Origin of the sequence: Listeria ivanovii subsp. londoniensis (genome assembly GCF_000763495.1) — a bacterium.
GTDB lineage: Bacteria > Bacillota > Bacilli > Lactobacillales > Listeriaceae > Listeria > Listeria londoniensis.
Window position 1 is genome coordinate 1,069,091 of record NZ_CP009576.1, and the last position, 25,769, is coordinate 1,094,859.

26 protein-coding genes and 4 tRNA genes are annotated in these 25,769 nt (G+C 36.5%); 29 read left to right on the forward strand and 1 reads right to left on the reverse strand.

Going from position 1 to position 25,769, the window contains the following annotated elements; genetic code table 11:
• The first annotated feature begins 36 nt into the window (after window positions 1-36).
• The 19 genes from rsbV to JL53_RS05245 all read left to right on the forward strand — a co-directional run bounded on the left by rsbV (window position 37) and on the right by JL53_RS05245 (window position 14,121).
• Window positions 37-381, forward strand: coding sequence for an anti sigma b factor antagonist RsbV (gene rsbV / locus JL53_RS05155; protein ID WP_038406972.1), 345 nt, complete (start codon window positions 37-39; stop codon window positions 379-381).
• Window positions 365-838, forward strand: coding sequence for an anti-sigma B factor RsbW (gene rsbW / locus JL53_RS05160; RefSeq protein WP_038406973.1), 474 nt, complete (start codon window positions 365-367; stop codon window positions 836-838). The genes rsbV and rsbW overlap by 17 nt, the downstream gene beginning before the upstream one ends.
• The gene (gene sigB / locus JL53_RS05165; protein ID WP_003721462.1) at window positions 816-1,595 is read left to right on the forward strand and encodes an RNA polymerase sigma factor SigB; all 780 of its coding nucleotides are present in this window, start codon (window positions 816-818) and stop codon (window positions 1,593-1,595) included. Before rsbW ends, sigB begins: the two co-directional genes overlap by 23 nt.
• On the forward strand, window positions 1,596-2,195 hold the full coding sequence (locus JL53_RS05170; RefSeq protein ID WP_003719095.1) for a PP2C family serine/threonine-protein phosphatase: 600 nt from the start codon (window positions 1,596-1,598) through the stop codon (window positions 2,193-2,195).
• Between the two features lie 203 nt (window positions 2,196-2,398).
• Window positions 2,399-4,033 carry a SulP family inorganic anion transporter gene (locus tag JL53_RS05175; RefSeq protein WP_038406974.1) on the forward strand — a complete coding sequence of 545 codons (1,635 nt, stop codon included), beginning with the start codon at window positions 2,399-2,401 and terminating at the stop codon, window positions 4,031-4,033.
• Window positions 4,034-4,098: 65 nt separating this feature from the next.
• Complete coding sequence (locus JL53_RS05180; RefSeq protein WP_003719097.1) at window positions 4,099-6,276, forward strand: Tex family protein; 2,178 nt, start codon at window positions 4,099-4,101, stop codon at window positions 6,274-6,276.
• On the forward strand, window positions 6,276-6,743 hold the full coding sequence (locus JL53_RS05185; RefSeq protein WP_003719098.1) for a SprT family protein: 468 nt from the start codon (window positions 6,276-6,278) through the stop codon (window positions 6,741-6,743). The genes JL53_RS05180 and JL53_RS05185 overlap by 1 nt, the downstream gene beginning before the upstream one ends.
• A 53-nt stretch (window positions 6,744-6,796) precedes the next feature.
• A tRNA-Asn gene (locus JL53_RS05190) sits at window positions 6,797-6,869 on the forward strand.
• A 3-nt stretch (window positions 6,870-6,872) separates the two neighbouring features.
• Window positions 6,873-6,960 (forward strand) — tRNA-Ser (locus JL53_RS05195).
• A 154-nt stretch (window positions 6,961-7,114) separates the two neighbouring features.
• Window positions 7,115-7,504: an iron chaperone gene (locus tag JL53_RS05200; RefSeq protein WP_038406975.1), complete on the forward strand. Its 390-nt coding sequence runs from the start codon at window positions 7,115-7,117 to the stop codon at window positions 7,502-7,504.
• A gap of 148 nt (window positions 7,505-7,652) precedes the next feature.
• Complete coding sequence (gene celB, locus JL53_RS05205; RefSeq protein WP_038406976.1) at window positions 7,653-8,939, forward strand: PTS cellobiose transporter subunit IIC; 1,287 nt, start codon at window positions 7,653-7,655, stop codon at window positions 8,937-8,939.
• 81 nt (window positions 8,940-9,020) lie between these two features.
• Window positions 9,021-9,734, forward strand: a complete 714-nt coding sequence (locus JL53_RS05210) for a GntR family transcriptional regulator (RefSeq protein WP_038406977.1) — start codon at window positions 9,021-9,023, stop codon at window positions 9,732-9,734.
• 207 nt (window positions 9,735-9,941) lie between these two features.
• Window positions 9,942-10,013, forward strand: a tRNA-Glu gene (locus JL53_RS05215).
• Between the two features lie 26 nt (window positions 10,014-10,039).
• Window positions 10,040-10,112: transfer RNA gene (locus JL53_RS05220), tRNA-Asp, on the forward strand.
• A gap of 130 nt (window positions 10,113-10,242) precedes the next feature.
• A complete protein-coding gene (locus JL53_RS05225) occupies window positions 10,243-10,623 on the forward strand; it encodes an OsmC family protein (protein ID WP_003719103.1) in 381 nt (126 codons plus the stop codon).
• 113 nt (window positions 10,624-10,736) lie between these two features.
• A complete protein-coding gene (locus tag JL53_RS05230) occupies window positions 10,737-11,411 on the forward strand; it encodes a YdeI/OmpD-associated family protein (protein WP_038406978.1) in 675 nt (224 codons plus the stop codon).
• 130 nt (window positions 11,412-11,541) lie between these two features.
• Entirely contained in the window at window positions 11,542-12,039 is a 498-nt protein-coding gene (locus tag JL53_RS05235; protein WP_003719105.1) for a tyrosine phosphatase family protein, read from the forward strand.
• A gap of 28 nt (window positions 12,040-12,067) precedes the next feature.
• Window positions 12,068-13,417: a glutathione-disulfide reductase gene (gene gorA / locus JL53_RS05240; RefSeq protein WP_038406979.1), complete on the forward strand. Its 1,350-nt coding sequence runs from the start codon at window positions 12,068-12,070 to the stop codon at window positions 13,415-13,417.
• A 29-nt stretch (window positions 13,418-13,446) separates the two neighbouring features.
• Complete coding sequence (locus JL53_RS05245; protein WP_038406980.1) at window positions 13,447-14,121, forward strand: histidine phosphatase family protein; 675 nt, start codon at window positions 13,447-13,449, stop codon at window positions 14,119-14,121.
• 37 nt (window positions 14,122-14,158) lie between these two features.
• On the opposite strand, the gene JL53_RS05250 is transcribed toward JL53_RS05245, so the two are convergent.
• On the reverse strand, window positions 14,159-15,295 hold the full coding sequence (locus tag JL53_RS05250) for an AI-2E family transporter (RefSeq protein WP_038406981.1): 1,137 nt from the start codon (window positions 15,293-15,295) through the stop codon (window positions 14,159-14,161).
• Window positions 15,296-15,436: 141 nt separating this feature from the next.
• On the opposite strand from JL53_RS05250, the gene JL53_RS05255 reads away from it, so the two are divergent.
• The 10 genes from JL53_RS05255 to JL53_RS05300 all read left to right on the forward strand — a co-directional run bounded on the left by JL53_RS05255 (window position 15,437) and on the right by JL53_RS05300 (window position 25,644).
• Entirely contained in the window at window positions 15,437-15,829 is a 393-nt protein-coding gene (locus JL53_RS05255) for a GntR family transcriptional regulator (RefSeq protein WP_003719109.1), read from the forward strand.
• Between the two features lie 2 nt (window positions 15,830-15,831).
• Window positions 15,832-16,935 (forward strand): DUF1648 domain-containing protein, encoded by a 1,104-nt coding sequence (locus JL53_RS05260; protein ID WP_003719110.1) that lies wholly within the window; start codon window positions 15,832-15,834, stop codon window positions 16,933-16,935.
• A 92-nt stretch (window positions 16,936-17,027) separates the two neighbouring features.
• Entirely contained in the window at window positions 17,028-17,531 is a 504-nt protein-coding gene (locus tag JL53_RS05265; RefSeq protein WP_003719111.1) for an effector binding domain-containing protein, read from the forward strand.
• A 116-nt stretch (window positions 17,532-17,647) separates the two neighbouring features.
• Window positions 17,648-18,460, forward strand: coding sequence for a formate/nitrite transporter family protein (locus JL53_RS05270; protein WP_038406982.1), 813 nt, complete (start codon window positions 17,648-17,650; stop codon window positions 18,458-18,460).
• Between the two features lie 203 nt (window positions 18,461-18,663).
• Window positions 18,664-20,130, forward strand: coding sequence for an NAD-dependent succinate-semialdehyde dehydrogenase (locus tag JL53_RS05275; protein WP_003719113.1), 1,467 nt, complete (start codon window positions 18,664-18,666; stop codon window positions 20,128-20,130).
• Between the two features lie 147 nt (window positions 20,131-20,277).
• On the forward strand, window positions 20,278-20,583 hold the full coding sequence (locus JL53_RS05280) for a PTS sugar transporter subunit IIB (protein ID WP_003719114.1): 306 nt from the start codon (window positions 20,278-20,280) through the stop codon (window positions 20,581-20,583).
• Window positions 20,584-20,586: 3 nt separating this feature from the next.
• Window positions 20,587-21,855: a PTS sugar transporter subunit IIC gene (locus JL53_RS05285; RefSeq protein ID WP_038406983.1), complete on the forward strand. Its 1,269-nt coding sequence runs from the start codon at window positions 20,587-20,589 to the stop codon at window positions 21,853-21,855.
• 14 nt (window positions 21,856-21,869) lie between these two features.
• Window positions 21,870-22,220, forward strand: coding sequence for a PTS sugar transporter subunit IIA (locus JL53_RS05290; protein WP_003719116.1), 351 nt, complete (start codon window positions 21,870-21,872; stop codon window positions 22,218-22,220).
• 11 nt (window positions 22,221-22,231) lie between these two features.
• On the forward strand, window positions 22,232-23,683 hold the full coding sequence (locus JL53_RS05295; protein ID WP_003719117.1) for a glycoside hydrolase family 1 protein: 1,452 nt from the start codon (window positions 22,232-22,234) through the stop codon (window positions 23,681-23,683).
• A gap of 62 nt (window positions 23,684-23,745) precedes the next feature.
• Complete coding sequence (locus JL53_RS05300) at window positions 23,746-25,644, forward strand: BglG family transcription antiterminator (protein ID WP_038406984.1); 1,899 nt, start codon at window positions 23,746-23,748, stop codon at window positions 25,642-25,644.
• Window positions 25,645-25,769: the final 125 nt, after the last annotated feature.

Below are 25,769 nucleotides of genomic sequence, written 5' to 3' on the forward strand. Positions count from 1 at the left end.
CTGGAAAGATACTTAAATTTAAGATGGGGTGAAGTGATGAATATTAGTATAGAAATAAAAGAACGAGATACGAAGCACATAGACATATTTGTTGCTGGGGAGATTGATGCTTACACAGCTCCAAAGGTAAAAGAAGCGTTAGAACTTTATCAAGTAAAAGAGGGTATTGTACTTCGAATTGACTTAACAGATGTAAGTTATATGGATAGTACTGGCTTAGGTGTGTTTGTAGGAGCGTTCAAAAGCTTACGCCAACGTCAAAGTGAACTTGTCTTGTTTGGGTTGAGCGATCGGATTTTCCGATTGTTTGAAATCACAGGATTGTCTGATATCATTGAAATCAAAAATGTAGAGGGTGAAATGAATGGCAACAATGCATGACAAAATTACGTTACAACTTCCTGCCAAGCCTGAATATGTTAGTTTAGGTAGACTTTCATTATCAGGAATAGCGAGTCGTGCAGGATTTTCTTATGAGGCAATTGAAGATTTAAAAATAGCTGTGAGTGAAGCCATCACTAATTCTGTGAAACATGCATTCAAAGAAGAAGATGGCGGTGAAATCACAGTAGAATATCTTGTCTATGAAGATAAACTTGAAGTTCGTGTTTCCGATAACGGAACAAGCTTTGATTTAGAAAGTCGTAAACAAGAAATTGGCCCATATGATGTCGGTGAAGATGCAGAAATGATGCGTATTGGTGGACTAGGTTTATTTTTAATCGAAACATTAATGGATGATGTGAAACTTTATTATGATGAAGGGGTTTCCGTCGTAATGACCAAATATATTAATGAAAAGCAGGTGGAGGAGAATGCCAAAAGTATCTCAACCTGATAAAGAAGCAAAAGAAAAAGTGTATATTTGGATTGCTGCCTATCAAGAAAACGGTGATCAAGATGCTCAGTATAACTTAGTGGTGCATTATAAAAACTTAGTAGAATCCATTGCACGTAAGTATTCTCAGGGTAAGTCTTTTCACGAAGACTTAGTCCAAGTAGGAAATATTGGATTGCTAGGTGCGATTAGACGTTATGATGCAACGTTCGGAAAAAGCTTTGAAGCATTTGCTGTGCCAACAATAGTTGGTGAGATTAAACGTTTTTTACGCGATAAAACATGGAGTGTTCATGTACCACGTCGCATAAAAGAACTTGGTCCGAAAATTAAGAATGCCGTCGAAGAGCTAACAAGAGAATTGCAAAGCTCACCCCAAATTAGCGATATTGCAGATTTCATCGGTGTGACGGAAGAAGAAGTTTTAGAAGCAATGGAAATGGGTAAAAGCTATCAAGCGCTCTCAGTAGACCATTCAATTGAAGCGGATTCTGATGGGAGTACTATCACGCTACTTGATGTAGTTGGTGGCACAGATGATGGATTTGAACGTGTGAATCAACGAATGCTTTTAGAGAAAGTTCTCCCAGTTTTAGACGAGCGAGAACAGAAAATTTTGCAATATACTTTTATTGAAAATCGCAGCCAAAAAGAAACAGGAGAGCTGCTCGATATATCGCAAATGCATGTGTCTAGAATCCAACGTCAAGCAATTAAAAAACTTCGAGAGGCGTTGCAGAATGAGGAAGTGGAGTAAATGAACAAGGCGGTTGAATCAAATAATTTATTTGTATTTCAACGTTCTAAAGCATTACAACAATACTGCGGGGATGTTTATTTTACCCATGAAGACGAAAATGGTTTTCTATATGTTCTTTCTGATGGGCTTGGTAGTGGTCTAGAAGCTAATAGAGCTGCAAAAGCGACTATTGAAGCCATAAAAGAAGATATCCATGCTGACTTAACTCATATGCTCGAAAAGGCGAACCAAGCTGTCTCAGGCCTTCGTGGCGCTGCAATTGCGATTATTAAAGCAGATTACTTAACAAAAACGATTTATTATACCGGTATGGGCAATATTCGTTTTTATATGATTGGGTCTGAGGATAAACTTATTTTTCCTCTTTCTGGGTCTGGCTTTTTGTCAGGCAGGAAACAGAAATATCGTTTGCAGAACTTTAAATATAAATCTGGAAGTAAGTTTTTGCTCCACTCAGATGGGCTGGTTCTTTCTCGTGTTAGAAAGAATTTAGAATCACCACTTTGTGTAGTGAAGCTTGGTCATCTCATCGAACAATCCATTTTAGATATACCAACTGATGATGTTACTTTCTTGCTCGGTCAATTTCCAAACTAACCAAAACATCTTTTGAGCTAGAAATAGTTTAAAAGATGTTTTTTATTTTTTGGGGGAGAAAATGCTATAACTATGGTATATTAGAAATAGCAGTAATTTTAAGGTTTAATCATGTGAAAATAATCACTTAATATTCGTGAAGCAATGTTGCTTTGCGTTTTTTCGCGCGGATTAAAATATATACATAAGAAAGAAGGAGCAAATTGAAGAAAGTGTTATGGAACAGTGTCAAAGGTTATACGTGGGCGAGATTTAGGAAAGACTTGCTAGCGGGGATTATTGTGGGGGTTATTGCTCTTCCGCTTGCGATGTCGTTTGCAATTGCAAGTGGTGTAAAACCAGAGTACGGGATTTATTCCAGTTTTGTGGCTGGTATTATTGTGTCGATTTTTGGCGGATCTAAATTCCAAATCGCTGGACCAACTGGCGCATTTATTCCGGTCTTACTTGGAATCGTATTAACTTATGGCTATCAAGATTTACTGGTGGCTGGCATGATTGCTGGTGTTTTACTTTGTTTAATGGGGATATTTAAACTTGGCACATTAATAAAATTTATTCCGCGACCTGTGACAATTGGGTTTACAGCTGGTATTGCGGTAACAATTTTTATGGGACAAGTTGGAAATTTTCTCGGATTAACTGGAATGAAAAAACAGGAAGCTTTTATTGATAATATGAAAGAAATTTGGATTCATTTGGATTCATGGAACTTTTATAGTATTCTCATTTCATGTATTTGTTTGCTAGTCTTATTTTTATTTCCGAAAATAGTACCAAAAATTCCAGCGCCATTAATAGGCTTAGTTATTACAACAGGAATTGCGATGATTTTCTTCCCAGATGCACTCCCAACGATTGGATCTTCTTATGGAGAAATTCCGAGTAGCTTTCCACCATTTCATTTACCAGATATCAGTTTTGAAAATATGAGTAAACTGATTGGACCAGCCTTTGTAATTGCGATGCTTGGGGGGATAGAGTCATTACTTTCAGCAGTAGTTGCAGACGGGATGACAAATACGAAACATAACAGTAATCGAGAGTTAATTGGTCAAGGAATTGCGAATATTGTCACACCGATGTTTGGTGGAATTCCTGCTACAGGAGCAATTGCTCGGACAGCGACAAATATTAACAATGGCGCAACAAGTAGAATGTCTGGTATTATTCATGGTATTTTTGTTTTACTCACATTACTTGTTCTTGCTCCAGTAGCTGTTAACATTCCGATTGCTGCGATGGCGCCAATTCTGATGCTTGTTGCATGGAATATGAGTGAACGTAAAACCTTCCAACATATTTTAAAACTAAAATCTGGGGATACGTTAGTTTTGGTAATTACTTTTTTACTTACGGTGTTTGCTAGCTTAACTGTTGCCGTTGAAGTAGGCTTATTACTGGCAGTCGTTCTTTTTGCCAAACAGATGGGTAGCGCGATGCAAATCGTTGAAATCGAACCAGAAGGCGCTGAAATTGCCCCTCAGCTTTATAATAAAATTAGCATATTTACAATTCGTGGACCACTCTTCTTTGGTGCAGCACAAATTTTCCAACAAAACATTATGAAAGCTATTCACGTCAAGCCTGAATACCTGATTTTAAGAATGGGAAAAGTGCCAATTATCGATGCTACTGCAGAAGGTTATTTTCACCAAATTGAAAAAGAATTTTCGAAGCATGGTGGACAAATTTTAATTACAGGGCTGAATGAAAAAGCAAAAGAGAGTCTCCAAGATAGCGGGCTCTATGACCGAATTGGCGAGGAGCATTTCTTTTTACATACAGAAGATGCAATTCATTATGCCGAAACAGCTTTAAACCAAGAGAATAGATAGCTTTTGTCAGTTGATTCCTAGTTATGTTACACTTAATAAATAATGAATATTGGAGGCAACCAAGTATGGAACAAGTGCAAGATAAAATCATCAAATTAGTGCATAAAACACTAAACTATAAACCAAATCAAATTAATGCAGTGATAAAATTAATGGAAGAAGGCAATACCGTTCCATTTATCGCCCGTTATCGTAAAGAAATGACTGGCAGCTTGGATGAAGTGGAGATTCGAGATATTGAAGAAACCTTTGAATATGTCACTAAATTAGAAAATCGCAAAGAAGAAATTATTCGTTTAATTGATGAACAAGGAAAACTCACGGATGAACTAAAAAATGCCATTATTAAAGCGGAAAAACATCAAGCTTTAGAAGATTTATACCGTCCTTACAAGCAGAAAAAACGCACCAAAGCAACTATTGCTAAAGAAAAAGGGTTAGAACCGCTAGCTAATTGGCTGATGAGTTTTCCAAATAACGCTGAACCACTAGAAGAAGCAGCAAACTACATTTCAGAAGAAAAAGAAGTCGAGTCAGCAGAGTTGGCCTTACTTGGCGCGCACGAGATTATCGCCGAGCAAATTAGTGATGAACCGGCTTTCCGAGAGTGGATTCGTAATTTTACACGTAAATTCGGAATGGTTGAATCAAGAGGGAAAAATATCGAAGCCGATGAAAAAGGCGTTTATGAAATGTATTATGAATTCAATGAAATGATTGGCAAAGTAGCAAGCCACCGAGTTCTCGCCTTTAATCGCGGGGAAAAAGAAGATATTTTACGCGTACAAGTGCAAGTAGATACAACCAAAATCTTCGCTTACTTATTTGAAAAAGTGATTCAAAATCGAAATTCCAATACACGACCATATGTAGAAGAAGCTATTTTGGATGCTTATAAACGTTTTATTGGTCCAGCAATCGAGCGTGAAATACGCGGGGAACTAACAGAAAAAGCGGAAGAACAAGCAATTCATATTTTCTCGGAGAACTTACGTAAACTACTTTTACAACCACCTTTAAAAGGAAAAATAATTCTTGGAGTAGATCCAGCATTCCGAACTGGTTGTAAATTTTCTGTGCTTGATAAAACTGGAAAAGTTCTAGAAATAGGAGTTGTTTATCCACATACTGCCAAAGCCCGTCGACCAGAAGCTAAACAGAAAATTGCAGAAATATTAGCTACTTATCAAGTAGAAGTAATTGCAATTGGTAACGGAACAGCCTCTCGTGAAACAGAACAATTTATTGTCGAAGTAATTCGCGAGTCTAATTCAAATGCTTATTATTGTATCGTAAATGAAGCGGGGGCAAGTGTTTATTCGGCAAGCGAAACAGCTCGTGAAGAATTCCCAGATTATCAAGTAGAAGAACGTAGCGCCGTTTCTATTGGGAGACGTTTACAAGATCCACTTGCAGAACTCGTAAAAATTGATCCGAAATCAGTTGGAGTAGGTCAATATCAACATGACGTTGCCCAAAAACGCTTAAATGAAACGCTTACATTTGTTGTGGAAACAGCGGTTAACCAAGTAGGTGTGAATGTGAATACCGCATCTGCTTCCTTACTACAATATGTAGCTGGCTTAAATAAAACAGTAGCCAACAATATTCGCAAGTTCCGTGAAGAAAATGGTTCTTTCACATCTCGAAAAGAATTGAAAAAAGTTCCTCGTCTTGGAGCAAAATCATATGAACAAAGTATCGGCTTTTTACGAATTTTGGAAGGGGAAAATCCACTTGATCGTACTGCGATTCATCCAGAAAGCTATAAAGCAGCGGAAGAAATCGTTCAAGCTACTGGATTTGAATTAAAAGATATTGGTAGCGAGGATTTAAAAGAAGCGCTTCAAGCATTGAGCATTCCAGAAGAAGCAGAAAAGCTAGCAATTGGTAAAGAAACGATGCGTGATATTATTGATAACTTAATAGCACCAGGACGCGATCTTCGTGATGAGCTTCCTGCACCGCTCTTAAAACAAGATGTTATTTCAATGGATGATTTAAAACAAGGAATGGAATTACAAGGTACCGTTCGTAATGTGGTTGATTTTGGCGCTTTTGTCGATATTGGCGTTAAACAAGATGGACTTGTGCATATCTCGAAATTGAGCAATTCGTTCGTCAAAAATCCAATGGATATTGTTTCAGTTGGAGATGTTGTGACAGTTTGGGTGGATGAAGTAGATACGAAAAAAAATCGTATTGCGCTAACGATGCGTAATCCAAACGGAAGTGTCAAATAATGAATCAAGCAGAATTGCAGCGACACATGGAAGAAGTGTCGCTGCAATTTTTCCACAAAGAATTCCGGCATCAAGCTACTTTTAATAGTAGATTACGCACGACAGGTGGCAGATATTTACTTCAAAGTCATCGCATTGAAATGAATCCCAAATATCTGGAAAATTTTGGAATAGCGTATTTCATTGATATCATGAAACACGAACTATGTCATTATCACCTTCACTTAGAGAAAAAGGGCTACCAACACCGTGATAAAGACTTTCGAGATTTGCTGAAAAAAGTAGGAGCGCCACGATTTTGTGCGACCATTCCTCGCGAACTCACAATGCATGAATATACATGTAAAAGTTGCTCAAAATCATTTTTAAGGCAGCGTAGATTTAATGTAAACCGTTATCGTTGTGGGGATTGTGGTGGGGAATTAACAGAAACTGGCTCCAAAAAAATTTATACAGAAAATACCTAAAAAGTGTTGCATTTTAGTGTCGTTCTACCGTATACTTATGGGAGTCAGATAATTCCACAGTAGCTCAGTTGGTAGAGCAATCGGCTGTTAACCGATCGGTCGCAGGTTCGAGTCCTGCCTGTGGAGTTTGGGGAAGTACTCAAGTGGCTGAAGAGGCGCCCCTGCTAAGGGTGTAGGTCGCTCGCGCGGCGCGAGGGTTCAAATCCCTCCTTCTCCGTAATCAAAAGTTACCTTAAAACAGATGGTTAGAAAATCATTTTGTGGTAAGGTAACTTTTTTGTATAGTTGGGTATTTGCCATTATCTTCTTAAAGTTGGGTTTCATAAACATAGTTGGTATAATAATAAAAAGGTTTCAAGAAAGGAATAGATATGGATAATAAATTAGAGTTTTCAACGATTGATGAGTATATCGCAGGAACACCCCCAGAAACACAACCAATTCTACAGAAAATTAGAGAAACTATCCAAGCGGCGGCTCCGGAAGCAACAGAGAAAATTAGCTACCAAATGCCAACTTTTTATTTTGAAGGAAATCTTGTCCATTTTGCATTAGCGAAAAAGCACTACGGTTTTTATCCTGCTCCAAGTGGTATCAAGGCATTTGAAGCAGAATTAATTGCGTATAAGTATTCTAAAGGCGCCGTTCAATTCCCGATTGACCAACCAGTTCCATATGATTTAATTGCAAAAATGGTCACTTTCCGCTTGGCTGAAAACAAACAAAAAGTGGCAGAAAAGCTATCGAAAAAAAACAAATAATTAGTAAAAGCTTTTTCCTAATCAGGTGAAAGCTTATTTTTGTTTGGACATTGATTTTAAAAAGACTAGACATTTAAAATTAAATGAGTATAATAATAAATAGAAAACGTTTTCTTTTTAGAAATATATCATGTTTGGGGGAAGTAAATTGAATAAGTTTATGGAGTTACTTGGGGAGAAGTTAATGCCTTTTGCTGCAAAACTGGGAGAGAATAGGTATTTAACAACATTACGAGATGCATTTATGTTGGCATTCCCACTAACTATGTTTGGTTCGATTGCTGTTGTTTTAATGAATTTACCATTTTGGAGCGATGAGACAAAAGCGGTATTACAGTTATATCTTGGAAATGCACAAAGCGCCACGATGAGTATTATGACTGTTTTTGTTGTTTTTGGAATCGGGTATTCTTTATCTAAATATTATAAAGTGGAAGCAATTTACGGGGGTGCAGTTGCCCTTGCTAGTTTCTTGATTTTAACGCCATTTTTCTTTAATAGTCCTGATGGAGAACTTATTACTGGAGCTCTTTCACTTGATCGTCTTGGAGCGAAAGGAATGTTTATCGGGATGATTAGTGGTTTTATTGCTGCAGAATTATATCGATTTTTCGTTCAACGCGATTGGACAATTAAAATGCCAGCAGGAGTTCCACCAGCAGTAGCTAAATCTTTTGCAGCACTAATTCCTGCGATTTTAACATTAAGTATCTTTTTAATAATTAACGTTATTGTACAATTCTTCTTCGATACAAACTTACATGATGTTGTTTATACAGTTATTCAAAAGCCATTAGTAGGACTAGGTTCTGGAATTGTTCCAACTTTAATTGCGCTATTTTTTATTCAAGTATTGTGGTTTTTCGGACTACATGGGCAAATTATTGTCAACTCGGTGATGGATCCAATTTGGAACACTTTAATGCTGGAAAACTTAGATGCATATAAGGCTGGGTTACCATTACCGCACATAGTTACCAAACCATTTATGGAAGTATTTACAGTTGGTATGGGTGGCTCTGGGATGACTCTAGCTGTTGTAATTGCGCTAGCCTTCCTAATGAAAAGTAAACAAAGTAAAGAAATTGGTCGATTGGCGCTTGGACCTGGAATTTTTAACGTAAATGAACCGGTGCTTTTCGGGATGCCAATCGTATTGAATGCCACGATTTTAATTCCATGGATTATCGCTCCGCTGATTGTCACTACACTGAATTATTTTGTAATGGCAGCTGGTATTGTTCCAACTCCAACAGGGGTTGCTGTTCCTTGGACTGTGCCAATTGTAATTAATGGTATTCTTGCAACTAACTCTTGGCTAGGAGGCGCACTACAAGTAGTTGATTTCTTTATTGTACTAGTAATCTGGTATCCATTCTTAAAACTAGTTGATCGTACTAATATCGCGAGAGAATCACAAGCGGTTGATGAATAAGTTATGTTTTTTTTATTCGATATGCTATAATTTGATTGAAAATGGCTAGTCATTTTTAATTTAAATGAAGGAGCGTTCGAATTGGTTAAGTATGAAATGATTGCAGCAGATATTCGTGAAAAAATAAACGACGGTACTTATCCACCGGAATCCATTCTTCCTGATCAAGTTAGTTTATGCAAGATGTATGATTGTAGCAGAATGACGATAAAAAAAGCTTTTGATGTATTAGCACTCGAAGGACTCGTTTACCGGCAACGAGGAGCAGGCACTTTTGTGATGAAAAATGCGCTTGCTAACAAGCAAGATGCGAGCCTACGGGATTATGATGGTCTGACAAAAATGATGGGAGATAATCGAATTACAAGTGAAATTATTGCATTTGATATCGCCTTTCCAGATGAAAAAATTCAAGAACAACTTTTAATTAAAGCAACCCAACCAGTATACAAATTAATTCGTTTACGTCTACTGGACGAGAAACCTTATGTGCTAGAACATACAACGATGCCAGCAGATATAGTTCCAGGACTTACAAAAGATATTTTACATCATTCGATTTATGCTTATTTACAGGATTCACTTGGGCTCGTGCTAAGTGGCGCTTTTCGGAAAATTAATGCCGATAAACCTTCTTCCTATGATAAAGAGTACTTGGCATGCGGGGAACATGATCCAGTGCTTGAAGTAGAACAAGTTGTTTATTTAAAAGACGGAAGACCTGTTGAATATTCGAGGTCTAGACATCGCTATGATACAAGAAGTTTTATTATGGTTGATCATCGCGAAAAATAAAACAAAGTTAGAGGGCGGAAGTAAGCTTTTCTGACTTTGTTTTTCTATTTTAAAAATGTATAAAAAAGTAGTTATTAACAAAATTAAAAAATACTAAATAAAAATAAGAAAAGGCGTTGACAGTGTCTCAGATTATGTTATAATAAAAAAGCTGGTGTAAGAGAAATGAATTTTGTTGAATATATATTCATTTTTTGTTTTTTATCTGGCCCGTTGGTCAAGCGGTTAAGACACCGCCCTTTCACGGCGGTAACACGGGTTCGATTCCCGTACGGGTCACTTTTTTATTCATTTTGTATACATATGGTTCCGTGGTGTAGGGGTTAACATGCCTGCCTGTCACGCAGGAGATCGCGGGTTCAAATCCCGTCGGGACCGCTACGAAAAAGAATTCGAGTTTTACTTGGATTCTTTTTTTTGTAGCGGAAATTGGACAAGTATTTTTATTTGCGCTATAATCTTATTAATCACATAAGAATTGTAAGGTATAAATTAGGGGGAATAAGTTATGGATTTAGTGAAGAACGGAAAAGTATTAGAACTTGTTCATCCAAATGGAAACTGGACATTAATTAAAGAAGAAGGTTTTTCTCCAGTTCAAATCACAGTCGCGGCAGTTGCTGCTTGTAGCGGTTATGTTTATCAAACTTTACTTGAAAAGAAACGAATTGAGTTAAATGATATTACTATTCATACTGACTATGAGCAAGATCAAGAAAGTGCCGTTCATGTTTTAACCAAAATCAATGTCACTTTTACAGTTGATTTAGTAGATAAAAGCAATCAAGCAAAGGCGGAAAAAGCAGTTCATTTAGTAAAGGATGCATGCCCGGTTGCCAAAAGTTTAGATTCTTCCATTGAAATTAATGAAATAGTCGTTTTTAAATAATGAATCCAAAGACGGAGCTGTGCTGCTCGGTCTTTTTTTGTAGTTAGTTTGGCTTGCTTACCAAAAGAGAACGATTTATACTGAAAGCAAACAATTGAATGAGGTGGCTTGAAATGGAAGAAAAGACAATAGTAGAGAAATTACAACTAGCAAAATATCAAGAAGCGGTTATACTTGATATACCAAAGGATTCAGATTATTTTCGGAATTTATCAAGCTATGGGAAAGAAATGACTACTAAAAAGTATGATTTGATTTTTAAATTTGTACAAAATTTGAATGAGTTAGTTGGATTTGTTCATCAAATAATTTCAGAGGATAAACTGTTAGCAGATGGTTATGTATTTATCGCTTACCCGAAAAAAGGAAATAAAAAATGGGATACATATGTTCACCGTGATGAGCTGATGCCAGCGCTTAAAACGGACGAGGAAGGATACATTGGACAAAGCAACTTGAAATTTGCTCGAATGGTTGCGCTTGATGAAACTTATACAGTTGTTGGAATGAAAGAGGCAACAAAGTTAAAAATAAAAGGTGTTAAGAAAAATAATCCTTCCGCCGATGAATATGCCGATTATGTTCCGCAAGTGGTAGCTTTTTTAGCGGATAAAGGAGATTTAGCAACTTTTTATAGTAATTTAGCGACTGGTTATCAACGAGTCTGGGCGAGGTATATTTATTCTGCCAAACAAGCAGCTACACAAGAAAAAAGGCGACTGGAAATGGTAGATATATTAAGTCAAGGTTATAAGACCAAAGAACATTTTAGACAAGGGAAAAAGTAACCAAATATTTTTTGGTTATTTTTTGCGTTTGAAACAGCTTCCTTATGTAAAAAAACATAAGCATGTTAGAATAGAGAGGAAATGAATTGTAGAAAAAATTTTGGTGAACCGAAAAAAGGGGACGTGCAGGATGGCGAATTATATTAATAAAGCAAGGCGCCAAATTGACTTTGATCCATTTGATTTACGAATAGTTGCTGTGCCAGAAGTAGTAGCGGTTACTTTTAAACCACGAAACGAGCACACATTGCTTATTCGTATTGCGGATGTTGGTGCAACCTATCAGCCATTAAAAAATGAATCACTTTTCGAAGCTATTTTTCCTGTTCACTTTAACGATATAAACGAACAAGACGATTACTGGGGATTAAGTGAGAAAGAAGAAGCTGAAATGAAACTCTTTAATGAAGCGCATCGGGAAATGATTTATAAGTTTATTGACGCACATCCAGATTTCACTCAAATTATTGTCCATTGTCATGCTGGAGTAAGTAGAAGTAGTGCTGTTGCCATGGGTATTGCTGAGCATCTTGGTGACAATGATACGTTTACTAAACTCCAAGAAATCAAACGTTATTTACCAAATCCGCGGGTTCTCGCAATTATGCGAGGCGAGGCGTATTTATAGAAATGAAGAAATGTTAGGAGAGATTCATATGGAAAGTCATTATGATTATATTGCAATTGGCGGAGGAAGCGGGGGAATTGCCTCTATTAACCGAGCGGCAATGCACGGAGCAAAATGTGCACTAATTGAACCAAAATTCTTAGGTGGAACTTGTGTAAATGTAGGTTGTGTTCCTAAAAAAGTGATGTGGTATGGTGCGCAAATTAAAGAAGCGATGGATTTATATGCAGATGCTTACGGGTACAAAGTAGATGCAAGTTTCAACTTCCAAAAATTAGTTGAAAATCGGGAAGCTTATATTGAACGTATTCGTGGCTCGTACAAAAACGGGCTTGATAATAATAAAGTCGATTGGATAAAAGGTTATGCAGAATTTGTGGATGAAAATACCTTACGAGTAAACGGTGAAATAATCACTGCTGATCATATTCTAATTGCAACTGGCGGAAAACCAGCTTTACCTTCTATCCCAGGAGCCGCGTTTGGAATCACATCAGATGGTTTTTTCGCTTTAAAACAATTACCAAAAAAAGTAGCAATAGTTGGTGCAGGCTATATTGCAGTCGAGCTTGCGGGTGTTTTACAACAACTTGGATCAGAGACTCATTTGTTTGTGCGTAAACATGCACCGCTTCGGAATTTTGATCCTATTTTAACAGATACATTAACTGAAATAATCGAAGAGTCAAACATGACCTTACATAAACACGCCGTTCCTCAAAAAGTCGAAAAAAATATGGATGAAAGTTTAACTTTATATTTAGAGGATGGTCGAACAGAAACAGTGGACGTGCTTATTTGGGCAATTGGAAGAAAACCGGTCATAGATGGTTTGCAAATCGAAAAAGCTGGTGTAAAGCTTCTAGAAAGTGGACATATAGCGGTAGATAAATTTCAAAATACGAATGTTTCTGGAATCTATGCAGTTGGAGATGTTACTGGACATTATGAATTAACGCCAGTCGCGATTGCAGCTGGTAGACGCCTATCAGAACGTCTTTTTAATAATAACGAAAATGCGCATCTTACCTATGAAAACATTCCGACAGTCGTATTTAGCCATCCAGCAATTGGAACTGTTGGTTTAACGGAGCCAGAAGCTATTAAAAAATATGGCAAAGAAAATATCAAAGTTTACACATCTAAATTTACTTCTATGTATACTGCTATAACAGATTACCGTGAACCCTGTCGAATGAAATTGATTTGTGAGGGTGAAACAGAACGGGTTATCGGCTTACATGGGATTGGATATGGTGTGGATGAAATGATTCAAGGGTTTGCAGTTGCGATTAATATGGGGGCGACGAAAGCGGATTTCGATAATACAGTTGCCATTCACCCAACAGGATCAGAAGAATTTGTTACAATGAAATAAGAAACAACCTATGAAGGAGGATTAACTTAATGGGAAAAAAATTATCATTATATTTTGTCAGACACGGACAAACGTATCTAAACAAAAATTTGCGGATGCAAGGCTGGGCTGATACGCCACTTACACCAGAAGGAATTGAAGTTGTGAAGGAAAGTGGACGTGGACTTGCTGAAACGGAATTTATTGCTGCGTATTCCAGCGACTTGCACCGAACGATTGCAACAGCGGGTCATCTTTTAAAAGAAAACAAGCATGCATTTGGTTTAACTTTAGAACCGCTAAGTGAATTTCGTGAAACTTTCTTTGGTTCTTACGAAGGCGAAAAAGGCGATGTTGCTTGGAATGAAATTGCGAAACATATGGGTTATGCAAACCAAGAAGAACTATTTCAAAAAGCAGATGTTCGCGAAACAATGAATGGAACAAAAGCAGCAGATCCGACTGGTGATGCAGAAGATTTTATGACCTTTTGGACACGCGTAGAGCAAGGATTTTTACATGTGATTAATCGTCACCGCGAAACAGGTGGAAATGTTTTAATCGTTGCACACGGTAATACCATCCGCAATATCGTTCATGAGTTGGACCCTTCTCTTGATGAAACAGTAATACTCGATAATGCAAGTGTTACTGTACTAGCTTACGAAAATGGTTTATTTAAATTAGAACGATTAAATGATACTTCTCATTTTACAAAAGCATAAGAAAAGAGCTTTAGGAATTAGTCCTAAAGCTCTTTTCTTATGCTTTTGGTGCGGGAGGATCAGGCGGATTATTTTCTAATGCAAGCTCACCGCGCCTTAGTTTAATTAATCGATTAACATTCACAATAATAGTTTTAACAACGGCATAAACTGGAACACCTAGAATCATTCCAAAAATACCTGCCAAGTTACCTGCAACAATCAAGATGATAATAATTGTTAATGGATGAATGGATAAAGATTTACCCATGATATATGGAGAGAGTAAGTTGGAATCAAGTTGTTGCACAATCGTTACGACAATAATAACAAGTAATGCTTGAAGTGGAGAAGTAAATAGCGCCACGATTACTGCTGGAGCTGCTCCAATGAACGGTCCAAGATAAGGAATAATATTCGTCGCACCAGCAATTAAGCCAAAAAGAAGTGCATACGGTTGTCCAATGATTAAATAACCAATGAATGTAAACAAACCAACAACCAAGCAGTCGATTGCTTGCGAACTAATATAAGTGGAGATGGTCTTGTTCATTTCTTTAATAATTTGTTTTGCTTCTGCACGAATCGCAGCTGGGAAAAATTTACCAGAAGACTCTATAAACTTATGACCATCCTTAAACATGTAAAATACGATAAATGGTACCGTAACTAGAATCATCACAAAGCCAGATACAAACGAAACAATTGCTCCAAAGCTAGAAGCAACACCATCCACCACAACAGACATGATTTTTGGTAACGAAATGTTTAGTTTTTCAAGTTCTGCTTTCAAATCGACCCCTTGAAGGGAAGAATTTTTGGAAATTCCTTGTAGCCACTTCTCAAAATCTTGCCAGTAACCAGGTATGGCTTTAGCTAGTTCTGTTACTTGTTCAGCAAGCGTTGGACCAAGCTGCATAACTGCCAGAACAATAAGTCCAATAAATGTGATGAAAATGATAATAACACTAAGAATTCGTGGTACTTTTCTTTTTTCTAAAAATAGAACTAAAGGATTAAATAAATAGAACAGAAATCCTGCAACTAAAATTGGCATAAATAAAGTAGAAATGATAATGCCAATTGGAGAAAATATGTATTTCATTTGAAGCAGGATGAATATAACTGCAACAACCGCTAAAATTTCGATTGTCCAAAAAAACAGTTTACTATCCCTAAAACGTGATAATTTCAAATTTTTCCCTTCTTTCTAAAAGCTTATGGTTATTTTTTATAGTACCATTAACTGCTTTAAATAGCCACTGAATTTGCTGGCATTGACTAATGATTATATGCGTTATACAATGTATATAACAGTTTGGAGAGAGGTGTTTTTATGCTACTTACAATTGATTTACAATCGGATGAACCGATTTATACACAAATATGCAATCAAATAATTGAAGGAATGGCAAAACGAGAACTTTTGCCTGGCGATAAACTTCCATCAGTAAGAAGTCTTGGAGCAGATATTGGTATTAATTTTCATACAGTCAATAAAGCCTATCAAATTCTAAAACAAGAAGGATTTATTCAAATTCATCGCCAAAAAGGTGTGGTCATTCATCCTGATGGTGTAAAAAAAGCAGATGAACTTTTTTTTGCCAAACTACAAAATAAATTAAAGCCACTAATAGCTGAATCAGTAGTTAGAAGTGTTACAGAAGAAAAATGGATGGAAGTAAGCAAAGTTATTTTTGATGAAATGAACGGACGGAGCGTGAAATAGAAATGGAAATTATCATCTATATTTTTGTTAGTATTGCGATCATTTCATTGCAAGCAATTACGCCATTTATTATTCGGAAATCAGAATGTTTTGGTGTAAATGTTGGAGAACGTGCTAATCGAAAAGCAGAATTAAAACAATTGAAAAAACAATATGTTGGGCAAGTTGTTTTATGGACAAGTTTAGTTGCTATTATCGGCATTGCTTTATTACAAGGATTTAACACAAGTGAAGATGTCCAAGCAGGAATTTTTATTTCATCGATGTTTGGACAACTAATTGTCTCTTTTGTTATTTATTACCGTTTCCACCAGACGACGCTACAATGGAAAAAAGAAAAAATCATGTCTGGGGAAATCTCAACAAATTCCATTATTATGGTAGATACTAGTTTTCATCGGAGGAAAATGGTTATTTCTTATACTTGGTTTATGGTGCCACTACTTCTTTTTATAATTACGCTCGCTATTACAGTAGTATTTTATCCACAAGCACCTATGGCGTTTCCAACGCATTTTGATATGCAAGGAAATATTACGAGCACCATGGCAAAATCGCCAAGAGCAGCTTTACTTTTTCCAATGTTACAGCTGGTGATGATTGGGGTGTTTATGTTTATCAATTTTGTCATTGCGAGAAGTAAGCAACAAGTGGAAAATGAAAACCCATCAGATTCTTTAAAACGGAATATGCTATTTAGACAGATATCTAGTAAAGTAATGTTGATTATGTGTACTATTTTGATGATTGATTTCTTAGTAATGCAAGTTGTTATTTTGCTGGCCTTACCAGGTGAACTTATCATGATTACGATGATTATTTCGGTAGTACTGATTATGTTAGGCGTAGTTCTACTTGCAGTCAAGGTTGGTCAAGGTGGCAGTAGATTAAAATTCGCGAGTGGGCCTGATGGAGTGAGTAAACCAATTCGTGATGATGATGCTTTTTGGAAAGCGGGGATATTTTATTTCAATCGCAATGATCCAGCTTTATTTGTTGAAAAACGTTTTGGAATTGGCTGGACGATAAATGCAGCACGACCAGTTGCTTGGTTATCTTTTCTATTTATAATTATTGTTATTGTCCTAATCAGCTTGTGGTTTTAACTAAAGCTAGCCAGGGTATTTACCATGTGTTATGCTTACGACAATATAAGCATCTTCTGGCATAATATTCTTTTAAAAAGGAGTAGATAGTCATGGCGATTAAAGCAAAGCGATTAGAAGAATGGGAAGGATTCACAGGCATAGCGATTATTCGACAAGGACTAAAGACAGAAGCCTTTCATTCAGAAGTACAATTAGCATTTCGGCAAATGCTCTATTTAGCACAAAAATTAGATGATTTTTCGGAGCAAAAAATAGTGTATGGTATTTCTGTTCATAATATTGAAGACGGTTTAACGCATTATTCCGTTCTTCCTGTAACCCAAAAATACACTGAAATAAAAGAGCCATTAGAGTGGGTTGAGGTTCCTGCACATACTTATTTTGTTGCTGAACACATTCCAGGAACAGATCTAAATGAAAGCTATCTACAAATTGCCAAAGCGATTCAAGAGAAAAAATATAAGCCTTACATTACAGCAAATAATCCTATTTTTGACCCACTTCCTTTCAAATTAGAAGTATATTCTAAAGAGGAAGATCAAGTGACCAATATCGAAATTAGAATCCCTGTAATCAAAGAGCTTGATTCATAAAAAGGAAACCTAGGACTTTTTGTTCTAGGTTTTTTTAATACTAGCAAGCTGTTTTTGATTGTGCTATAATAAGAACGCTATTTTGTGATTATTTTAACAAGAAGGAAGGGATTCATGTGGGATATTATAGCCCGCAGGAAGTAACAGAGATTACTATTGAGAAAGGGACCCAAAAAGCAAACTCTAGCACATTAACGCTTGTTTTACTTGGATTTTTGGGTGGTGCTTTCATCTCACTCGGTTACTTATTATACATACGTGCAGTTGGAACGATGCCTCGCGAATGGGGAAGTTTTGCGACACTAATTGGAGCAAGTCTTTTTCCAGTTGGTCTAGTTTGTATTTTATTAGGTGGAGGAGAGCTTATTACTGGCAATATGATGGCGGTAGCAATTGCTTGGTATGACAAGAAGATATCTTTTCAACAATTACTTAGAAACTGGGCGATTGTGTCAGCAATGAACCTAGTCGGCGCCTTTTTTGTAGCTTATTTCTTTGGACACTTTGTCGGTCTTACAGAGGGGGACTTTTTACCAAAAACATTAGCAACAGCAGGGGCCAAAATTAATGATCCATTTTGGGTAGCTTTTGTATCTGGAATTGGTTGCAACTGGTTTGTTGGAATTGCCGTCTGGTTATGTTATGCAGCCAAAGACTTCGCTGGAAAAATTCTCGGGATTTGGTTCCCGGTTATGGCTTTTGTAGCTATCGGATTCCAGCACGTTGTCGCCAACATGTTTATCATCCCAGCAGCCATTTTTGCCGGATATTTTTCCTGGGCAGACTTTATCTGGAATGTCATCCCGGTTTATTTAGGGAATGTAGTTGGTGGAGCAGTGTTTGTCAGCTTGTTTTATTTCCTCGCATATAAGAAAAATGCACCCAAAAAAATCAAAGAAGAAGTACACCGACCATTGGAAGAAAATTAAAGAGTATAGGCTATCTGTATTTTATGCAGATAGCCTTTTTTTGAAAAAAGTTATGAACCGTTTCAAGACAATCATGCTGGGATGCGTGCACTTTTTTGACAAGTGCATTTTCCAAAATCTTGATTAACTTCTAAAATTTGTGGAAAACATTACTATAGGCAACAAGATTTGCCGTCAGTAAAACTTATTTAGGAGTGATATTTTTGAGTATCAAAGAAACAGCTTTACCAAAAGTTCAAACGAAACTATTTATTAATGGAAAATGGATTGACGGAGATAGTAAAGAAGTAAAAGATATTATAAATCCAGCAACAGGCGAAGTTATCGCAAAGATTGCCCAAGCAGGACCTGGCGAAACGAAACAAGCAATTAAAGCGGCGAAAGATGCATTTCCGGACTGGGCAAACATGGAACTAGCTGAGCGAGTAAAAATTTTGCATAAAATAGCTGATTTAATGGAACAAAAGGCAGATAAACTCGCAAAAATTATGACGCTAGAGCAAGGGAAACCTCTAAAAGAATCAAAAGGAGAAGTACTAACTGGTGTTGAAAACTTCCGGTTTGCTGCAGAAGAAGCAAGACGATTATATGGTGAAACAATTCCAGCACCTAACAATCATGCTTTCATTGTAAAAAAACAACCTATTGGTGTGGTTGCTGCGATTACTCCTTGGAATTTCCCAGGTGGAATGGTTACCAGGAAAATTGCTCCAGCACTTGCTACTGGTAATACCGTCATATTAAAACCTTCCGGAGATACACCACTTTCAGCCTTGGCGATTTTCGAAATTTTTGAAGAAGCGGGCTTACCAAAAGGTGTGGCGAATATCGTGATGGGCAGTTCAAAAGAAATCGGTGAAACTCTAACCGATAGCGATGATGTTCGAAAACTTACTTTTACCGGTTCTACTAAAGTCGGTCAAAGTTTATTTAAACAATCTGCAGGCACATTGAAAAAAATATCGCTTGAGCTTGGAGGACACGCACCTTTCATCGTATTTGCAGATGCGAATTTAGAGCAAGCTACAAGTGATTTAGTCGCAGCAAAATTCCGTAATAATGGACAAGTATGCGTATCACCCAACCGGATTTTTGTAGCCAAAGAAATAAAAGAAGCTTTTACAAAACTACTTATTACTAAAGTAGAAAAATTAAAAGTTGGTAACGGTTTAGATGATGTAAATATTGGTCCGCTAATTCGCGAAGATGCGATGGACAAAATCGATCAACAACTAAAAAATGCTAAAGATAAAGGTGCTAAAGTCTTAACTGGTGGTGGACGTTTGACAGGTAGCGATTATGATAAGGGTAACTTCTATCAACCAACTGTTTTGGATGAAGTAACGCGTGAGATGGATATATTCTACGAGGAAACTTTTGGGCCTGTTATACCTTTAATTAATTTTGAAACGGAAGATGAAGCAATTGAACTGGCCAATGATAGTGAATTTGGTTTAGCTTCCTACTTTTATACAAAAGATTTAGCAAGAGTCGAAAAAGTAAGTTCTGCATTAGAATACGGCATGGTTGGAGCAAACGAGATTGCCATTTCTAATCCGGAAACACCATTTGGTGGCGTTAAACATTCAGGATTTGGCCGAGAAAATGGACACTTCGGAATGGAAGAATATATTGACGTCAAATTTATCAATCTAAAATATCGTGATTAAACCTCCCTTTAAAAACTTCATGTTAGAGAAAAATCCTCTTCGCTGATTGCGTAGGGGATTTTTCCTATTACTAGGAAAAAAATGTATTTGTAAGCGAATTCAAAGGTTTATATAATTAGAATTAAGTTAAAGAAAGGGAGGATACAGATGAAAAACATTTTACTTATTTGTGGTTCAGGAGCTTCAAGCGGATTTATGGCAGCAGCAATTAGAAAAGCAGCAAAGAAAAAAGGAGAACAAGTGACTGTAAAAGCTGCTAGTGAAGCTCAAATAGACGAACGAATTAATGAAATTGATTACTTACTCATTGGTCCGCACTTATCATACATGTTAGATGATTTGAAGGAAAAAGTGAAAGACAAAGATGTACTTGTAACAGTTATTCCACAGTCTACGTATGGATCATTAAACGGTGAAAAAGCATTGGAATTAATTTTGAATATGGAGGGGTAAACGATGAACAACAAAGTGATGGATTTTATGACGAATAAATTTGCTCCAAAAGTAAATAAAGTTGTTAAAAATCCTTGGGTCTCTGCGATACAAGATGCAATTATGTCAGCACTTCCGTTAGTTTTTGTCGGTTCTTTAGTGACCATTGTTTCCTTACTCAAAAATTTATTTCCTAAGATGCCTGATTTCTCCATGATTAGTAACTTTTCTTTTGGGATGTTTGGTTTGGTTGTAGCTTTTTTGATTCCATATTATGTAATGGAAAAAAAAGGCAATAGTAGCCAAAAATTAATCGCTGGTGCGACGGGATTGGTGCTCTTCTTGATGCTCTTATTTCCGACAATTACAGCAGATGGGAATGCCGTTTATATTTTATCAAGGTTTGGGGCAACTGGGATGTTTTTATCGATTACAACAGGTTTATTTGTGGGAGTAGTAATGAATTTTGCCGCAAAACGCTCGTTGTTTAGTGAAGATACACCTATACCAGATTTTGTTGTTGGCTGGTTTAATAGTCTTTTACCAATTACGTTCATATTAATAGTAGGATGGTTAATTACCGTTCAATTTAATATTGATTTCTTTGAAGTAATTGTTGCTGTTTTTAGTCCACTTGCATCAATTGTACAATCTTATCCAGGGTTTGTTTTATCTGTATTCATTCCAGCATTCCTTTATACATTTGGGATTTCAGGGTGGGTGATGATGCCGGCGATTTATCCAGTTTATATGGCCGGACTCGCAGCAAATGCAGAAGCTGTGACGAGTGGTGGAACTGCCTCAAACATCGCAACGCAAGAAACTGTCTATGCCTTAATTTCCATTGGCGGGGTAGGCACGACTTTATCGCTTTCCGTGATGATGCTCGTTTTAAGTAAATCGATTCAACTGAAGGCAATCGGAAAAGCCGTGATCGTTCCTTCCATTTTTAATATTAATGAACCGTTATTTTTCGGAGCACCAATTGCCTTCAATCCTTACTTAATGATTCCAACATGGATAAATGCTTTATTAGTACCAAGTATCGCGTACTTTGTTATGACAGTTAATTTAGTTAATATACCAGCACAGTCATTTTTACTTTGGTATATGCCTTATCCAGTAACATCCTATTTAGCAACACAAGATTGGCGCGGGATTATTGCTTGTTTAGCGATTATCGTGATAACTTGGCTCGTATACCTGCCATTCTTTAAAGCATATGACAACTCTTTGCTCAAAAAAGAAAAACTAGAAGCACAAGAAACAACCAGTGAAATGGCAACAAATTGATTGGAGGAAACAAAATGTCTAAGCAAGACAATGTGGAAGAAACAGATAGTTTGAATGAGCTATCAATGAACATTTTAATTCATGCGGGAAATGCAAGGAATGACTTGGTGGATGCTTTGAATTACTTAGAAGATTTTGAGTTTAGTAAAGCTGATGAAAGTATCCAAGCAGCAAAAAAAGAAATCGTTATTGCACACGGCTTACAAACAGACACACTACAATTAGAAGCATCGGGCAACCAAATTCGCTATTCGACACTTTTCTGTCATGCGCAAGATACATTAATGACAGCCAAAAGTGAAATCCTAATTGGTGAACACATATTACGTTTGTTTAAAAAAATGAATGAGCAAATGAAAAAGTAGGAGGGACAACTATGTTTGAAAATTACAAGTTTCCGAACGATTTTCTTTGGGGAGGAGCTATTGCCGCAAATCAGGCAGAGGGCGCTTTTCAATTAGATGGAAAAGGAATTAGTCTAGCAGATTTACACAAATACCACACAAATAAAACCAACGAAGAGATTAGCGAGGAGCAGCATAAAGGAGTTAGTTTAGCTGATATAAAAGCAAATATTGTAGATAAAACAAATTATTATCCGAAACGCCATGGTATTGATTTCTATCATACCTATCCAGAAGATTTGGCATTACTTGCTGAAATGGGTTTCAAAACATTCCGTACGTCCATTGATTGGACGCGAATTTTCCCTACAGGTGAAGAAGACGAGCCAAACGAAGCAGGTTTAAAATACTATGATAATTTAATCGATAAAATAATCGAATTGGGTATGGAACCAATTATTACTATCCTACATTATGAAACTCCGGTCGAAATTGTCTTAAAACATGGCGGATGGCATAATCGTAAAGTTATCGATTTATTCGTTAAATATGGTAAAACAGTATTGGATCGATACAGCCAAAAAGTAAAATATTGGATTGTTATCAACCAAATTAATTTAATTCAATTCGAGCCGTTTAACTCTACAGCGATTCCAAATGACGCCGTGGATGATTATTTATCCGCAACGTATCAAGCGGTTCACAACCAATTCGTAGCAAGTGCACAAATTTACGAATACGGTAAGATGATTAACCCGGACTTAATGATAGGAACAATGCTTGCAGATTGCACAGCCTATCCATATTCTTGTGATCCAGATGATATTGTCCTTGCAATGAAACGCAACCGGATGGAATACTTCTATGCAGATGTAGCATTCCAAGGTGAATATCCGCAGTACGCATTAAACTATTTCGATGAAAACGGAATTAAAGTAGAAATCACACCTGAAGATAAAGACCTTTTAAGTAAGAATACGATGGACTATTTAGCTTTATCTTACTATTATTCTCAAATGGTAGACTCTAAGAAAAATGACTTAGATCCAGCATCAATTACACCAAATCCACATTTAAAAGCAAATCCATGGGGCTGGGCTGTTGATCCAAAAGGCTTATACAACGCTTTGTCAGAGTATTGGGATAGATATCATAAACCAATTATTATAGCCGAAAATGGTTTCGGAATGTACGACAAACTAGAGCACGGAGAAGTAAATGACGATTACCGAATTGATTACTTATCAGCTCATCTAAAAGAAATGAAACGTGCTATGTACGATGGTGTCGAAGTAATTGCCTACTGTGCTTGGGGACCAATCGATATTGTTAGCTGTTCCTCCGCGCAAATGGAAAAAAGATATGGCTTCATTTATGTAGACTTGGATAATGAAGGAAAAGGTACAGGCAAAAGAATTAAAAAGAAAAGTTTTTCATGGTATAAAAAAGTAATAGCTTCTAATGGGCAAGATTTAGAAGCATGACCTGATAAAGCCAGTTGTGGCCCTCATACAACTGGCTTTATCTATATAGGGGGTAACAAGAAATGGATACGCAAAAAGAAGTACTAGCTTATTTGGCCAAACATACGAGTAAGTGGGTTACCTCAAATGAGTTAGCAGATTTTTGTGAATGCACGACACGAACAATCCGTGCAAAAGTTTTCAAAATAAATGAAGCAACACCTGGTTTAATTAAATCCACTCAAAAAGGTTATAAGATTAATGAAAATGTGAAATTGGAAGTGCAAACAGAAAGTGATTCGACAGAACGTAAATCACAATTATTGCTTCAATTAATTAAAAATTCGACTAAAGGCGTTGATTTATTTGATCTCGCCGATATTTTGTATATTTCAGAAGTTACTTTAAAAAAAGATATCCAGCAATTAAAAAAAGAACTTCGAGATGCCCATGTCCAAATCGTCATAAGTAAAAATCGAATTAAATTAATTGGCAAAGAGACAGCTAAAAGAAAATACATGATTTCTTTACTATATGAAGAAGGCGGCTACAGAGAAAGTATTAAAGGACACATTCAAGAAATGATTGGTGCTATTTCGATAGATAAGCTACAAACTATCATTGGAGAAGTACTTACAAAAGAAGCAATCACAACGAATCAATATTCGATGATGAACATTGTGTTACATTATGCTATCAGTATGGTGCGTATTGGGCAAGGAAACACGCTAATTGAAACTAAAAATGCCCTCATAAAAAAAACCTCCCAAGAATATCAAATATCGAAAAAAATTGCCAGAATCCTTTCTAAAGAATATCAACTAGAATTCTCAGAAGAAGAAATACAACAATTAGCTTTACAATATGTTGGATTACAAAATGAAAAATCAGCCAATGCCAAACAAGAAGAATTAGAAAAATTTGTCGATAGTAAAATCATTCATGCCTTAGAATTAGCCCTTACAAACGTCGAGGAAACCTATTTAATTGATTTACAAAACGAACAACTTTTCATCAAACTCGCGATTCATATTCAAAGTTTATACTACCGAGCATGTTACAAAACCTATACAAGGAACTTAAGCCTGTTAGACATAAAAACATCTTATCCGGTCACATTTGATATTGCTGTATACATCTCTTCATTATTACAAGAAAAATTGGATATCGATTTTAATGAAGACGAAATCTCCTTTATTGCCCTACATATCGGCTCCTTTTTAGAAAGTCAAAACCATAACAATGTGAAACTGACAATCGGATTATTGGTCGATGATTACCATGATTTAAGAGTTAACATGTTAAATAAACTGCAAGAGTTATTTGAAAAGGAAGCAGAAATTAAAGTAATCAAAAAAGAAATAGCAGAAAAAGAGTTAGACATTCTGCTAACTACCAACCGAGACATAGCTTTAGAAAAAGCTGGCTCGATTTTCATCCACCCATTACTAACTAATAAAGACATCAAAAAAATCACTAGTCGAATTCAGACAAAGCGGCGAATACTCGAAAATAACCAACTTGCCAAACAAATAGATCAGTATGTCGTCAAGTCGCTATACTCCAACCAAATTGACCCTTCAGAACTAACTCCACTAAAAATTAGAGCGCAAATGGTAACTAAAATGGAAAAACAAGCGTTTGTTACTCCGGATTTCTATGAAAATGTGGAGAGACGCGAACAAATGGCACCAACTAGTTTTCCATCAGGCATCGCAATACCACACTCCATCGAAAACGATGCGGAGAAAAGCGGTGTTTCGATTATGACTCTTCAAGAATCCATTTTTTGGAATGAAGTGGAGGTAAAGTTAATTGCTCTTGTCGCCATTAGTAAAAACGATGCTAATCAATTTAATGATTTTTTTGAGAAATTTGTTGAAATCGTTTCGGAACAAGTAAATGCTAAAAGACTGTCTATGGCGGAAAGTTTTGATGAGTTTGTTCAAAAATTAAAAATAATGATTGAAGAAAATGAGTAGTTAAAAGCCGTGTATTTCAAGTGCATGGCTTTTTTCTGTTGAAGAATCGATTAAATTGAGCTATAATAAAACTATCAAGCATAAAGGAGTGTTATCTTAAGCCAATGAAATTCTAATCCTGTACT

Excerpts from the sequence above, each read along its gene's own strand:
- JL53_RS05245 (WP_038406980.1), top strand. The coding sequence starts at position 13,447 with ATGGGAAAAAAATTATCATTATATTTTGTCAGACACGGACAAACGTAT.
- JL53_RS05295 (WP_003719117.1), top strand. The coding sequence starts at position 22,232 with ATGTTTGAAAATTACAAGTTTCCGAACGATTTTCTTTGGGGAGGAGCT.
- JL53_RS05300 (WP_038406984.1), top strand. The coding sequence starts at position 23,746 with ATGGATACGCAAAAAGAAGTACTAGCTTATTTGGCCAAACATACGAGT.
- JL53_RS05230 (WP_038406978.1), top strand. The coding sequence starts at position 10,737 with ATGGAAGAAAAGACAATAGTAGAGAAATTACAACTAGCAAAATATCAA.
- rsbV (WP_038406972.1), top strand. The coding sequence starts at position 37 with ATGAATATTAGTATAGAAATAAAAGAACGAGATACGAAGCACATAGAC.
- JL53_RS05170 (WP_003719095.1), top strand. The coding sequence starts at position 1,596 with ATGAACAAGGCGGTTGAATCAAATAATTTATTTGTATTTCAACGTTCT.
- JL53_RS05265 (WP_003719111.1), top strand. The coding sequence starts at position 17,028 with ATGGCGATTAAAGCAAAGCGATTAGAAGAATGGGAAGGATTCACAGGC.
- JL53_RS05180 (WP_003719097.1), top strand. The coding sequence starts at position 4,099 with ATGGAACAAGTGCAAGATAAAATCATCAAATTAGTGCATAAAACACTA.
- JL53_RS05260 (WP_003719110.1), top strand. The coding sequence starts at position 15,832 with ATGGAAATTATCATCTATATTTTTGTTAGTATTGCGATCATTTCATTG.
- JL53_RS05290 (WP_003719116.1), top strand. The coding sequence starts at position 21,870 with ATGTCTAAGCAAGACAATGTGGAAGAAACAGATAGTTTGAATGAGCTA.
- JL53_RS05185 (WP_003719098.1), top strand. The coding sequence starts at position 6,276 with ATGAATCAAGCAGAATTGCAGCGACACATGGAAGAAGTGTCGCTGCAA.
- JL53_RS05285 (WP_038406983.1), top strand. The coding sequence starts at position 20,587 with ATGAACAACAAAGTGATGGATTTTATGACGAATAAATTTGCTCCAAAA.
- JL53_RS05235 (WP_003719105.1), top strand. The coding sequence starts at position 11,542 with ATGGCGAATTATATTAATAAAGCAAGGCGCCAAATTGACTTTGATCCA.
- JL53_RS05225 (WP_003719103.1), top strand. The coding sequence starts at position 10,243 with ATGGATTTAGTGAAGAACGGAAAAGTATTAGAACTTGTTCATCCAAAT.
- sigB (WP_003721462.1), top strand. The coding sequence starts at position 816 with ATGCCAAAAGTATCTCAACCTGATAAAGAAGCAAAAGAAAAAGTGTAT.
- JL53_RS05280 (WP_003719114.1), top strand. The coding sequence starts at position 20,278 with ATGAAAAACATTTTACTTATTTGTGGTTCAGGAGCTTCAAGCGGATTT.
- JL53_RS05200 (WP_038406975.1), top strand. The coding sequence starts at position 7,115 with ATGGATAATAAATTAGAGTTTTCAACGATTGATGAGTATATCGCAGGA.
- JL53_RS05255 (WP_003719109.1), top strand. The coding sequence starts at position 15,437 with ATGCTACTTACAATTGATTTACAATCGGATGAACCGATTTATACACAA.
- rsbW (WP_038406973.1), top strand. The coding sequence starts at position 365 with ATGGCAACAATGCATGACAAAATTACGTTACAACTTCCTGCCAAGCCT.
- gorA (WP_038406979.1), top strand. The coding sequence starts at position 12,068 with ATGGAAAGTCATTATGATTATATTGCAATTGGCGGAGGAAGCGGGGGA.